The 13,026-nt window shown below is 36.5% G+C and carries 11 protein-coding genes; 9 read left to right on the forward strand and 2 right to left on the reverse strand.

Features of this window, described 5'->3' with window-relative positions; translation table 11 throughout:
• Positions 1-2 precede the first annotated feature (2 nt).
• From AC4BC4_RS06655 to floT, 3 genes are all read left to right on the forward strand, one after another.
• On the forward strand, positions 3-3,431 hold the full coding sequence (locus AC4BC4_RS06655; RefSeq protein ID WP_490477189.1) for an FtsX-like permease family protein: 3,429 nt from the start codon (positions 3-5) through the stop codon (positions 3,429-3,431).
• Between the two features lie 353 nt (positions 3,432-3,784).
• Complete coding sequence (locus tag AC4BC4_RS06660) at positions 3,785-4,309, forward strand: NfeD family membrane protein (RefSeq protein ID WP_490477190.1); 525 nt, start codon at positions 3,785-3,787, stop codon at positions 4,307-4,309.
• Between the two features lie 20 nt (positions 4,310-4,329).
• On the forward strand, positions 4,330-5,808 hold the full coding sequence (gene floT, locus AC4BC4_RS06665) for a flotillin lipid rafts scaffold protein FloT (RefSeq protein ID WP_438756230.1): 1,479 nt from the start codon (positions 4,330-4,332) through the stop codon (positions 5,806-5,808).
• Between the two features lie 47 nt (positions 5,809-5,855).
• On the opposite strand, the gene AC4BC4_RS06670 is transcribed toward floT, so the two are convergent.
• Positions 5,856-6,461: an FUSC family protein gene (locus AC4BC4_RS06670; protein ID WP_490477191.1), complete on the reverse strand. Its 606-nt coding sequence runs from the start codon at positions 6,459-6,461 to the stop codon at positions 5,856-5,858.
• 117 nt (positions 6,462-6,578) lie between these two features.
• Between AC4BC4_RS06670 and AC4BC4_RS06675 the strand changes: the two genes are divergently transcribed.
• From AC4BC4_RS06675 to AC4BC4_RS06685, 3 genes are all read left to right on the forward strand, one after another.
• A complete protein-coding gene (locus tag AC4BC4_RS06675; protein WP_438756228.1) occupies positions 6,579-7,544 on the forward strand; it encodes an aromatic acid exporter family protein in 966 nt (321 codons plus the stop codon).
• A 1-nt stretch (position 7,545) separates the two neighbouring features.
• Positions 7,546-8,166, forward strand: coding sequence for a bis(5'-nucleosyl)-tetraphosphatase (symmetrical) YqeK (yqeK, locus tag AC4BC4_RS06680; RefSeq protein WP_490477192.1), 621 nt, complete (start codon positions 7,546-7,548; stop codon positions 8,164-8,166).
• A 125-nt stretch (positions 8,167-8,291) separates the two neighbouring features.
• Positions 8,292-8,795, forward strand: coding sequence for an HD domain-containing protein (locus tag AC4BC4_RS06685; protein ID WP_438756226.1), 504 nt, complete (start codon positions 8,292-8,294; stop codon positions 8,793-8,795).
• A gap of 66 nt (positions 8,796-8,861) precedes the next feature.
• On the opposite strand, the gene AC4BC4_RS06690 is transcribed toward AC4BC4_RS06685, so the two are convergent.
• A complete protein-coding gene (locus AC4BC4_RS06690; protein ID WP_490477193.1) occupies positions 8,862-10,217 on the reverse strand; it encodes an MATE family efflux transporter in 1,356 nt (451 codons plus the stop codon).
• Between the two features lie 262 nt (positions 10,218-10,479).
• Here AC4BC4_RS06690 and AC4BC4_RS06695 point away from each other — a divergent pair, with 262 nt between their 5' ends.
• Genes AC4BC4_RS06695 through AC4BC4_RS06705 form a run of 3 tightly spaced genes read left to right on the forward strand, consistent with a single transcriptional unit; the run spans position 10,480 to position 12,858 of the window.
• The gene (locus AC4BC4_RS06695) at positions 10,480-11,772 is read left to right on the forward strand and encodes a voltage-gated chloride channel family protein (protein ID WP_490477194.1); all 1,293 of its coding nucleotides are present in this window, start codon (positions 10,480-10,482) and stop codon (positions 11,770-11,772) included.
• A gap of 32 nt (positions 11,773-11,804) precedes the next feature.
• A complete protein-coding gene (locus AC4BC4_RS06700; RefSeq protein ID WP_438756223.1) occupies positions 11,805-12,083 on the forward strand; it encodes a UPF0223 family protein in 279 nt (92 codons plus the stop codon).
• Positions 12,084-12,099: 16 nt separating this feature from the next.
• Positions 12,100-12,858: an inositol monophosphatase family protein gene (locus AC4BC4_RS06705; RefSeq protein ID WP_490477357.1), complete on the forward strand. Its 759-nt coding sequence runs from the start codon at positions 12,100-12,102 to the stop codon at positions 12,856-12,858.
• The last annotated feature ends 168 nt before the right edge of the window (positions 12,859-13,026 follow it).

Genomic DNA, 13,026 nt, shown 5'->3' on the forward strand with positions numbered 1-13,026 from the left:
CTGTGTTGAAAAAAACAGCGTTACTTAAAACAAGTTTTCGAGAAATCAAACAATCAAAAACTCGATTTTTATCAATCATGGGTATTATATTTCTTGGTGTCATGGTTTTTGTGGGATTAAAAGCTACAGGACCTGACATGACTCAAACAGCATCAAACTATTATCAACATCAAAAACTACCAGATGCTCGAATCGTTTCCACACTTGGTTTAACAGATAAAGATGTTGAAGAAGCTAAAAAGGCCAAAGAAGTTGAGACTGTTTTTCCTAGATATACAAAAGATGTTGCCGTGAGTGAACGCAATGTAGCGGTTAAATTTGTAAGCTATGATTCAAATGAAAAGCAGCCGCTGATCGATTATCGTGTGGTCGAAGGACGTATGCCCGAAAAAACTGGAGAAATTGTATTAGACGATCTTGCCAAAATGCGAGGACAGTATAAATTAGGTGAAACCTTAGCACTTTCAAAAGAAGATAACAAAGACAAATCATTAAAAAAAGAAAAGTTTAAAATTGTCGGATTTGTTCAATCTCCTGAATATATAGAAAATACATCTAGAGGAAATACGACGATTGGAAAAGGATCATTAGATTTTTTTGCAGTCGTACCTAAAGAAGATATGGATCTATCAACGTATACAGAAATTCTTGTCTCGTTCAAAGGTCTAAATCATCTAAACAGTTACTCCAAAGAATATAAAAACAAACGAGAAAAAGCTGTCACAACAGTCAAAAAAGCGATGGAAAAACGTCCGGAACAACGTGTGACAGAAATTCGTGAAGAATCAAAGGCGTCATTTGAAAAAGCGCAAAAAGAGATTACTGATGGCGAAAATGCATTGAAAGATGCTGAAAGCAAATTGCAAACTAGCGAGCAGGAATTAACCTCAGGCAAGCAAGAACTAGCGCAGGCCCAAAAGTCTTATACGGAACAAATCACCGCTGCAGAAAACGAACTTGCAGCAAATCAGGCAACAATCATCAATGGTGAAAATGAACTTGCAACACAGAAAAATTTGCTTGAAACGAAGAAAAATGAATTAGCAAATGCCCAAGCTCAGGTTGCACAAGGTCAAAATGCTTTGCCTGGTTTGCAGCAACAGCGTAATGAATTAACTGCTTCAATTGAATCATTGAATCAGTTAGCTGATGGGTATCAGAGCTTAGCTGCATCTGTGGCTATTATAGATCGTGTGTCAGATGATTTATTAGCAGAAAGTGTTGCAAGTGCTGCACCTCAGTTACAGTCAGCAGTCCAAGCATTAGGAGCACCAACAGAAATTACCGCTGCTATCAATCAATTAATCGCGCAACCTGAAAGAGCAACTATCCCAGTTGTTATGGAGACGATCAATGGGGCTTTAGCAAACCTATCAGCGCAACAAGCCCAAGTAGCTCAAGGTCTGCAAACAATTGATCAAACAATCGCTACGATCAATCAGTCAATTATGCAATATACAGAGGGGCAACAACAACTTGCAGTAGCCCAAGCACAACTCACTCAAGCTGAAACACAATTAGCTTCTGGAAGAGAACAACTTGCTGCTGGACAAGCCCAGTTGGAACAGTCTAAAATTGACGGTCAAGCAAAATTAAACGAAGCTCAAGCAAAAATTGATGAGGGACAACAAGCCTACGATCAAGGATCGGCAGAGTTTCAAAAGAAAAAAGCCGAGACCACAACGAAACTAAATGATGCAAAAAAACAATTAGAAAATAAGCAAAAAGAACTCGCAGATTTAAAAGCGGCTGATTATTATTATTTTACAAGAGATGATAATCCGGGCTATTCTGAATATGAAGACAATGCTGATCGCATTACTTCACTATCCACCGTCTTTCCGCTTTTCTTTTTCTTGATTGCAGCATTAGTTAGTCTGACAACAATGACAAGGATGGTTGACGAAAAACGAATGGAAGTAGGTAGCCTAAAAGCATTAGGTTACCGAAATGGCGAGATCGCATTTAAATTTTTAGTCTATGCTGCAATCGCAAGCCTGTGTGGTGCTGTATTAGGGTTGTTCGTCGGATATTATTTATTCCCAACAATCATTTTTAATGCATATGGACAACTGTACAATATTCCTGATTTTGTGACACCGTGGTATTTAAGTTACAGTTTAATTGGGATACTTATTGCCGTTTTGTGTACAGCAGGAGCAGCGATGGTTGTTTTACGAATCGATTTATTCAGTACACCAGCAAGCCTATTACGTCCAAAAGCGCCTAAGGCAGGACAAAGGATCTGGCTGGAACGGATCAAGCCGATTTGGAATCGATTAAGCTTTATTCAAAAAGTCACTGCCCGAAATTTATTCCGTTACAAACAGCGAATGTTGATGACCGTTTTGGGTATAGCGGGCTGTATGGCTTTGATCATCACAGGATTTGGCTTAAAAGATTCTATTTCAGATATCGTGGACGTCCAATTTAATAAAATCTGGCATTATCAGGCAGTCGTGACATTTAAAGAAGACCAAAGTGAAAAAGAATCTGAAAAGTATCAAGAAATGTTAGACAAAGTCGATGGATTAAAAGAGACGATGCCGTTATATGTTGAATCTTTAAAAACAACGAAAGAATCAAATGCGAAACAAGATGTTTCAATCTATGTACCTGAAAAACCAAAAGAAATCGATGAATTCATATTATTCAATGATCGACAATCGGGTGAAAAGTACCAATTGACCGATGATGGTGTGATCATCAATGAAAAATTAGCGAAACTTTTTCACTATAAACCTGGTGACACACTTGTTTTAAGCGATAGTGATAATCATGAATACAAATTTAAAATTAGTGCAATCGCTGAAAATTATACAGGTCATTTTGCCTACATGTCTCCAAACTATTACGAAAAAATAGTTAAAAAGTCACCTAACTATAATACTGAATTTTTACTTTTTGATAAAGCACCTAGTGAGAAACTTGAAGCAGATATTGGAAAAGAACTGATGGAGAATCAGAACGTTTTAAATGTATCTTTTTTGTCGATTTCGAGTGACGCACTAGATGATACAATCCAAAGTTTGAATATTGTGGTTTGGGTCTTGATAACTGTTTCTGGTTTATTGGCATTTATCGTTTTATATAATTTGACGAATATCAATATTTCAGAACGAATCAGAGAACTTTCAACGATTAAAGTGTTAGGTTTTTACGATAAAGAAGTCACGATGTATGTATACCGTGAGAATATTATTTTAACGCTGATCGGGATCTTCTTTGGCTGTTTCTTTGGAAAATTTGTTCACAGTTATGTATTGACAACCGTTGAAGTCGATATGCTGATGTTCTCACCAACGATTCATTGGATCAGCTACCTTTATTCTGCATTAATTACCCTGATCTTTACTTTTCTGGTCATGTTCTTTATGCATAAGAAATTGAAAAAAGTTGATATGATCGAAGCCTTGAAATCAAACGAATAAAATAGATCAAAAAATGAAGCGGATAATCTTTTAATTAAAGATTATTCGTTTCATTTCTTTTGTGAAAACTATTACAAATCTCGTATGATTTTAAAAGATTTACTGTCATTTTATATAAAGTATTGGTAAAATATAAGTATCTTCATGAGAACGTCGGAGGAGAATGGGAGAAGTGGCTCAAATAGAGCGACGAAAAAAGCGTGGGCGTCATAGTGGGAATGAAGCGTCTCTATTCTAGTGATGACAAGTCTTAGAGACAGTGGACTCTACACTAGCGATTTGCTTGCAACCAATTCTAAGTGCTAAAGCGCTAAGAGTTGAAGGTCGAACCAAAAGGAGAAAGGAGTGAGAAAGTGATACAAGGAATTCCAATTGAAACAATTTATCTTTATACCTTGCTTGTTTGTGCAGGAATTGCTGTATTATTGGTGATTTTTGGAGATATTTTTGATTTTGACGGACCGATCGATCCGATGCTGGTTATTCCGTGGCTAGCGTTTACTTCATTGTTTGGTTATTTAGGAGAGCGGTTGCTTGCTTTGGATCATCTAATGTTGTTTCTGATAAGTGGAGCGATTTCATCAATTTTGGTATTTTTCTTGAATTTTTATGTATTGATGCCAATAAAGAACGCCGAATCGACTATTTCAATTTCTGAAAAAGATATGGAAGGAAATATGGCAATAGTTGTAACTCCGATTCCAGTTGGAGGAATGGGCGAGATCCAATTGAAAAGTGTCACCGGCTCAATCAGTCGACCAGCTGCTTTCTATGCTCCACAAGAACAACCGATCGAACGAGGCGCGCAGGTGCTCATTATTGAAATCAGGGAGCGCGTTTGCTATGTAGTTCCATATGAAGGAAGTTTACAACTATAAAATAGGAGGAGTAGAAGAAAATGGAATTAGGGATTTTAGGACCAATTGCTTTAGTTGTTTTTATTTTACTGATGTTGTTGATTGTTTTCATTTCAAAATATCAAACAGCAAAGCCGGATGAAGCATTGATTATTAGTGGGAGTTATTTAGGCAATAAAAATGTACATGCGGATGAGAGTGGTAATAAAATAAAAATCGTACGTGGCGGAGGCGCATTTGTGTTGCCAGTGTTCCAACGGTCAAACCGAATCAGCTTGCTATCAAGTAAGTTGGATGTATCGACTCCAGAAGTTTACACAGAACAAGGGGTTCCAGTGATGTGTGACGGCACATCGATCATCAAAATCGGTTCTTCTGTTGAAGAAATCGCCACAGCAGCAGAACAATTTCTAGGTAAAACACGTGAAGAACTTGAAAATGAAGCGCGTGAAGTCTTAGAAGGACATTTACGTTCGATCCTTGGTTCGATGACCGTCGAAGAAATCTATCAAAACCGTGATAAATTTAGTCAGAGTGTCCAAGAAGTTGCCAGTGTGGATTTAGCAAAAATGGGTTTGATCATCGTGTCTTTCACAATCAAAGAAGTTCGCGACAAAAATGGTTACTTAGATTCTCTAGGTAAACCAAGAATTGCACAAGTCAAACGTGATGCGGATATTGCAGAGGCTGAAGCATGGAAAGAAACACGTATCAAAAAAGCTGAAGCAGAAAAAGAATCACAACAAGCAGAATTACAACGTCAAACAGAAATCGCTGAAGCATCAAAAGAAAAAGAATTAAAATTAGCAACCTATAAAGAAGCACAAGATATTGCAAAAGCAAAAGCTGACCAAGCCTACAATTTGGAAACAGCCAAAGCACAACAAGAAGTAATTGCGCAAGAGATGGAAGTAAAAGTCATTGAGCGTCAGAAACAAATCGAGTTAGAAGAAAAAGAAATCGTTCGTCGTGAGAAACAATACGATTCAGAAGTGAAGAAGAAAGCGGATGCCGACCGTTACGCGAAAGAGCAAGAAGCTTTGGCGCAAAAAGCTCGTGAAGTTGCAGAAGCTGAAGCAGAACGTTTCCGCGTAGAATCTTTAGCGGAAGCTGAAGCAAATCAGACGCGATTAGCAGGTCAAGCAGAAGCTGAATCTATTCTAGCTCGCGGTGCTGCCGAAGCCGAAGCAAAACAAAAAATTGCAGATGCATTCAAGGAATATGGCGAAGCTGCTGTCTTAAGCATGGTGATGGAAATGTTGCCGCAATTAATGAAAGAAGCTGCTCAACCACTAAGCAATATCGATAAAATTTCGGTTGTTGATACTGGCGGTGGCGGAGAAAATGCGGGCGCTAATCGTATTACCAATTACGCAACGAATTTATTAGCTGGAACACAAGAAACACTGAAAGAAACAACAGGGTTAGATGTTAAAGAATTAATTGAAAACTTTTCTAAGAAAGGAACGAACAGCAATGTGAATTTCTACGGAGAAGATGATTCAAGCGATAAAGAATAAAAAAAGGGCTGCCAAAATCTAGCAAGATTTTGGCAGCTTTTTTTTGCTTATTTGGGTTCATTATTTTGTTTTTCTAACGTAATTCTGTCTTGTATTTTTTTTCTAAGTTCTTCCAATTCTTGTTCTTTTTTCGCGAGTTCAGCTAAATCTTCGTCAATTTCATGTTCTTCTTCAATCGATTTTGGTTTGAAAAAGAAATTCAATCCAATCCCTATAAATGTACCAATAAATGTATCAATTACACGTGAAAAAGCAAATTGAAAGGATTCGCCTTGTGGGATACTCAAGGAAATCAATAACAATGTTGCAATTGCTGAAATAATACCAGAATTATTATTTATACCGTCCGAAACAACGATCACAACTATTACTAAAAATGGAAGTAAAAATAATTCAACCAAAAAATCACTAGAAAAAAGATCTTTCACAAGAAAATAAACGATAGCTAGACCACCGCCTAAAGTGTTACCGAGAACCCGTGATTTTCCAAAAGTAAGACTAGTGGTTAAATCTTGCCTTAACGAAAATACTGCAGATAAAGCGGCTATTAATGGCGCTCCTCGGTCGGACACTTTAAATAAAATGATACATAGCATAACAGCTAAGGCTGTTTTTAGAGTACGCATGCCTAAGCGAAAACGGCCGATTTCCATTAGCTTTCTCTCCTATAATCAACATTTAATCACTTTTCTATTTTATGATAACCGAAAAAGAGGTAAAATTACTAGTATTAATACTAAAGATTAATTATTTTTTTGAGGAGCAGTCAAATGAAAATTGGATTACGAACAGTTAAAACCGCAGTGAGTGCAACTTTAGCGATGATCGTTGCAGGGAATTTAGGCTTGTTATACCCAGCATCGGCTGGGATCATTTCTGTTTTGAGTGTCACAAATACGAAGAAAACGTCTTTAGTGACAGGATTTTATCGACTACTTTCTTTAGCACTAGCGACAGTCGTTGCTTATGGATGCTTTTCTCTTTTAGGATTCAATGCAGTAGCATTTGGTGTTTATTTACTGGTATTTATTCCAGCGGCCGTTTACTTTAACCTTTCAGATGGTATTGTCGTAAGCTCAGTTTTAGTGACGCAATATTTGGTTGAACAAGACTTATCTTGGTCGATCATCAGTAATGAGTTTTTATTAATGACAATTGGCGTTGGATTTGCTTTGATCATGAATTTGTACATGCCAGACACAGAAAAACGCTTGAAGGAAGACCAAGAAGTCATTGAAACAATGTTTCGTAAGATATTGAACAATATGGCGGCCTATTTGAATCAGCATGGTAAAGAAAGAAATTTATTTGAAAAATGCAACGATTTAAAAGCCTTTATTCGAACGGGCGAAAACTGGGCGAAAAATCATGCAGAAAATCAGTTGATGTCCTCAAATCATTATTATATTGAATACTTCACAATGCGCAGACTACAAAGCAATCGCTTAAAAGATATGCTTCAGATTCTAGAAAATATCACCGTTGAACCTGAACAAGTAGGAAATATTCGAGAGTTATTACAATATACTGCTGAGACATTTGCAGAAAATAACGATGGACAAGACATTTTAGATAGAATTTCTCTAGTTTATGAAGAGTACCGAAAAAAAGAATTACCAAAAACAAGAGAAGAATTCGAAAATCGTGCGCAGTTATTTCAATTTTTACAATTATTTCAATCCTTTATAGAAATTAAAGCCGAATTTGCGAAACATCAAAACGAAGGAGGAAAATAGCATGAATCAAGTTCCATTTATTATGCCTCAACTCACAGAAGATAGATATAATGATGTTCGTCTATATCTTGGAGAAGAATATCAGTCAGTAGCGCGGCACTCGTATGCAGTTGCTGTAGAAGCTAAACGATTAGCTGAGCGCTTTGACGAAGACCAACGAGCGGCTGAAATTGCAGGATTACTCCATGATATTAGTGCAGTTATTCCAAATGAAAAAAGAATTGATCTCGCTGAATCTTTAGACATTGACGTGCTCCATTCGGAACGAAAACTGCCGATGATCATTCATCAAAAACTCTCGAAATATATGGCAAAAGAATTGTTTGGAATCAATGATGAGTCGATTCTGTCTGCTATAGAGTGTCATACTACATTAAAAAAAGAATATTCTCGGTTAGATCTGATTGTCTTTTTGGCAGATAAAATCAAATGGGATCGACCAGGTGAACCGCCATATCTAAGTGAATTATTAACGGCTTTAGATACATCTTTAGAAGAAGCCGCACTGATTTATCTGGATTATCTATTAAATTCTAAACCAGTAGTTATTCATCCTTGGGCGACAGAAGCACAAGAAAAATTAAGAGAACAGACAGATAAAGGGAAAACAGCCTATTTATAAAGTAAATATTAAAGTTTAGTTACGTAATTCAAAAATCCTAGTATTTAGAAAATCAAGGTGCTATACTTTCATTAAGTTAAAAAAACAGAAACTTTTAAGTCTCTAAAAAGGTGGAACCAGAATTAATGACTGAAAAATGGCGTGAAGATCAAGAATATATGTCTTATGTGGAAGATTTGTTGGCAACGGAAGAAGTACAACGTTTAGGAAATTACACGCAGCATGTTCACTCGACCCGTTTAGATCATTCAATCAGCGTTTCCTACTATAGTTATAAACTAGCTAAAAAATGGAATGGTGATGCTAAAGCGACGGCTCGTGCTGGATTATTGCATGACTTGTTCTATTACGATTGGCGTACAACAAAATTCGATGAAGGTTCTCATGCTTATGTACACCCAAGAATTGCGGTGAAAAACGCAGAGAAATTGACAGAACTTTCGGATTTAGAACGTGATATTATCATTAAGCATATGTGGGGTGCAACGATTGCACCACCGAAGTATAAAGAAAGCTATATTGTTACGATGGTAGATAAATATTGTGCAGTCAAGGAAGCTTCTGAACCGATGACAAATTCGGTGAAAGCCAAGTGGCGTCAATATTTCCCAGGAAAACAATCTATATAACTTAAAAACGATCGATTTTCTTTTTGAGAATCGATCGTTTTTTTTGTAGTTTAGAGATGGTGAAAATCACTCTGTTTCAGTTAGTTGTTCAAATTCTAAACGTTTCAAACGCTTGATTGCTTTGAAATAAGACGCAAGCAGCACTACCACAGAACCAGCCCAAGCAAGTGGAGATGCCAACGCTGCACCGACAAAACCTATCGAAGCGGTCAGAATAATTGCTGCAAATGAGCGCATGACAAGTTCCATGATTCCGGCTAAAGTAGGAATCACACTTTGCCCAAGTCCTTGAAGTGTATAACGTATAATGAACAAAATTGCTAATAACCAGTACATACTACCATTGACATTAAAGTAAATCTGAGAAAGATTAAGAACATCTATTTCATTTGGGCTGACAAAAAGAGTCATCAAGTTTTGCCCAAAGAAAATTACGATTCCGCCAGCTAAAAGACTAAAACCAATACTCATTGCAAGACACTGAGTAACACCTTGCAAAATTCGTTTGTACTTTTTGGCTCCATAATTTTGGGCAGTGAAGGTTGCCATTGCAATACCAAATGACATCATTGGTTGTGTTGCAAATTGCTCAATTTTACCTGAAGCAGCTTGAGCAGCTACAACGTCCGTTCCTAAACTGTTTAGAGCAGCTTGCAATATGATTGCACCGATCGCAATGATCGATGATTGAAAGGCCATTGGTAAAGCGATATTTAAATGAGCTCTATACTCACTTTTATCAATAGAAAAGTCCTTTTTCCGTAATTGAAGATTAGGGATCCTCAAACGAATATAGACTATGCACAAGAGACTAGAAACGACTTGAGCCGTAACCGTTGCAATACCAGCTCCAGCAACACCCATATGAAAATTAAGGATCAAAATCAAATCCAATACCACATTGATGATACTTGCAATGATCAAAAATAAAAGTGGTGTTCGACTATCCCCCAATGCACGAATCACATTAGATAATAGGTTAAACGACATTGCAGCAAAGATTCCCATGAAAATGATTGAAATAAAGATCTGGGCATCGTCAATAATTTCGGGAGGTGTTTGCATGATTAGAAGCATCGGACGAACAAAAATTAAACTTAAAATAGTTAAAACAATCGTAACGATACCACTTATTACGATACCAGTTGCGAAGCTTTTTTTTACACCACGATAATCATGTCCGCCAAAACGCTGGGATGTCAATATAGATAGGCCAGCAGTCAAGCCTTGGGCAAAACCAATAATTAAAAAAGTGATACTGCCTGTTGAACCAACGGCAGCTAAAGCATCTTTTCCTAATGTTTTTCCGACAATGATCATATCAGCCATATTGTAAAACTGTTGGAAGATGTTGCCAATCAACAATGGGATTGTAAAGAAAAAAATCAGTTTTGCGGGATTACCATTTGTTAATTCTTTCAAGGAAAACATCCTTTCATTTTAAGAAAATAATCTATTGCAAGATTTTTTCTACAGAATTCTTCAACAATATCAACTGAATATAATGAAATAAATAATAGGAAGATATTGAAAATTTCCTATTTATAGTAGCACAATATTGAGCTTTTGCAAGTGCTTTAGTGCGTTTAACTCAAATGATTTTTTTCCTCGTTTCTTTAAGCAAAAATTGTTATAATTGACTAGTATGAATAGAATACATAATACATTTAAAAGGAGTGATCGAGTGGAAAGTGAATTGAAGATGCCAATAAAAATCAGTATTTATATGATTAAATGGCTGACGATCGCTTCAATAATTGGACTAATGATGGGAATGTTGTCTGCTTTTTTTCTAAAAAGTTTGGATACTGTGACTCAAATTAGGCTTGATAAACCTTGGCTTTTATTGCTACTACCGATCAGTGGGGCAGTTTTTGCATTTCTTTATAAGAAATTTGGAGGCAATGCCGTTCGAGGCAACAATCTTGTGATTGATCAAGCAAATGGGGAACAAGAAGATATCCCGTTGCGCCTCATTCCATTGACTTTATTTGGTACGATAACCACTCATTTGTTTGGTGGTTCAGTAGGTCGTGAAGGAACAGCGGTTCAGATGGGTGGAACAGTGGCAAATGCGATTGGGCGTCTTTTTCGATTAGATAAGCTTGAAAGAGAAATTGTAATCATTAGTGGTATCAGTGCGGGATTCAGCTCTGTTTTTGGAACACCTTTAGCCGGGACGATTTTCGGGTTAGAAGTTTTGATGATTGGTCGTTTACGGTCAGACGGACTTTTTCCAAGTTTTTTTGCTGCTTTTTTTGCAAATTTTGTTACTGAATCTTTTGGTATAACGCATACACATTACAGCATGGGGCAGATACCGGATTGGTCACTACTATTGTTTATCAAAATGATAGTTGCTGGTATTTGTTTTGGTTTAGTTGGATGGTTATTTAGTTGCTCGATCACATGGATCAAAAAAATATATGCACGTTGGTTCAATAATGTTGTTTTACGAAATTTTATTGGAGGCATAGTCGTAGTAGCAGCAGTTTTTATTTTGCAAACGCAGCGTTATCTTGGGCTAAGTTTACCCTTATTGCAAGATGCTTTTGATGGAGCAAATCATTGGTTTGACTTTCTTGGAAAACTTTTTTTTACAGCATTGTCATTAGGAGCAGGTTACCAAGGTGGGGAAGTGACGCCTTTATTTGAAATCGGTGCAACACTTGGAAGTACTTTAGCATTGATTTTACACTTATCTGTCCCTTTTTTGGCTGGGTTAGGTTTTATAGGTGTTTTTTCTGGCGCAACGAATACGCCAATTGCTTGTTTTATTATGGGAATTGAGCTATTTGGTGGTGAGGCAGCATTATTTTTCTTTATGATCTGTTTAATTAGTTATATGTGCTCAGGGAATACTGGAATTTATTCATCTCAAAAAGTGGAGGTAGAAAAAGGTGTTTTATTTTTACCGATTTTGACAAACTGGCAAAATAAGTCAAAAAAAATGAAGGAAGATAGAAAAATATTATGACCTTATGATAAACTAGAAAATGAGGTGAAAACATGAAAGATTATCAGTATCCTTTAGATTTAGACTGGACAACAGATGAAATGGTGATCGTTACCAATCTATGGTCAGCAGTAGAACAAGCAAATGAAACAGGAATCGATACCCAAGATTTTTTGAATACGTATAAAGAATTTAAAACCGTCGTTAAAAGTATCGGGGAAGAAAAGCGTTTAGGAAATGAGTTTCAAAAAGCATCTGGCTATTCGCTCTATCGAACACTCCAACAAGCTAAAAAGCAAGACTCGGGTAGATTGAAACTAGGAGCTGATTAAATTGACTTCAGAAAAAATGATCATTGAAATAAAAGAATGGTTGAAAGAAGCAGCAGGTTATATTCGCATGAGTTTAACCAATAAGCTTTCTGTCTCACAAAAGTCTGGTAGAAAGGACTTAGTCACAAATATCGATGAAGAAACGCAATTGTTTTTTATTAAAAAAATCAATGAACGGTATCCTCAAGATCGAATTTTGGCTGAGGAAAAAGGCTTTGATACGATTGATTCTTTCGATGGTCGAGTTTGGATCATTGATCCAATCGATGGCACGATGAATTTTGTGATGGAACAAGAAAATTTTTGTATTATGATTGCTGTATATGAAGAAGGTATTGGACAACTTGGTTTTATTTATGATGTGATGAAAGACGAATTATACTGGGGTGGAAAAAATAGTGGTGTTTTTCTGAATGATCGAAAAATGACACCACCAAAAGATCTGCCTTTATCAGAGGGTTTAATTGGAATGAATGCATACATGTACAAAAAAAATATTTATTCAGCTGGAGAAATCGGTAATAGAAGCATGGGAATTCGAGTCAGTGGATGTGCGGGAGTGGAGTTGATTGCCATGCTCAAAGGCAATCATATCGGATATATCTCTAATTTGAGTCCTTGGGATTATGCAGCTGGGTTGGTTTTACTAAATGAATTTGGATTTAAGTACTCTAATATAGAAGGAAAACCACTAGCCTTTGACAAACGAGAATACTTTTTAGCGGCAACACCTGTAGCATACAATGAAATTCAAGAGAATTTTATTCACGAATAGGAATCCAATTCCAGAAATCCAAGCAGAAAGTCAACGATAGTTGATCAGAAAACGTTGCTTTTTTCCAATAAATGTGGTATTTTTCAAAAAAAGGCAATAAAATATGAAGTTTTCATAACTTTTGAAAGCTTTAGACTATATTTCATGAAAAAAATTTGGTATAATAAA

This window comes from Enterococcus sp. AMC1086, assembly GCF_058216575.1.

Bases quoted from the DNA above. Each gene is read 5' to 3' on its own strand.
- floT (WP_438756230.1), top strand. From the start codon at position 4,330: ATGGAATTAGGGATTTTAGGACCAATTGCTTTAGTTGTTTTTATTTTA.
- AC4BC4_RS06670 (WP_490477191.1), bottom strand. From the start codon at position 6,461: ATGGAAATCGGCCGTTTTCGCTTAGGCATGCGTACTCTAAAAACAGCC.
- AC4BC4_RS06675 (WP_438756228.1), top strand. From the start codon at position 6,579: ATGAAAATTGGATTACGAACAGTTAAAACCGCAGTGAGTGCAACTTTA.
- yqeK (WP_490477192.1), top strand. From the start codon at position 7,546: ATGAATCAAGTTCCATTTATTATGCCTCAACTCACAGAAGATAGATAT.
- AC4BC4_RS06685 (WP_438756226.1), top strand. From the start codon at position 8,292: ATGACTGAAAAATGGCGTGAAGATCAAGAATATATGTCTTATGTGGAA.
- AC4BC4_RS06700 (WP_438756223.1), top strand. From the start codon at position 11,805: ATGAAAGATTATCAGTATCCTTTAGATTTAGACTGGACAACAGATGAA.
- AC4BC4_RS06705 (WP_490477357.1), top strand. From the start codon at position 12,100: ATGATCATTGAAATAAAAGAATGGTTGAAAGAAGCAGCAGGTTATATT.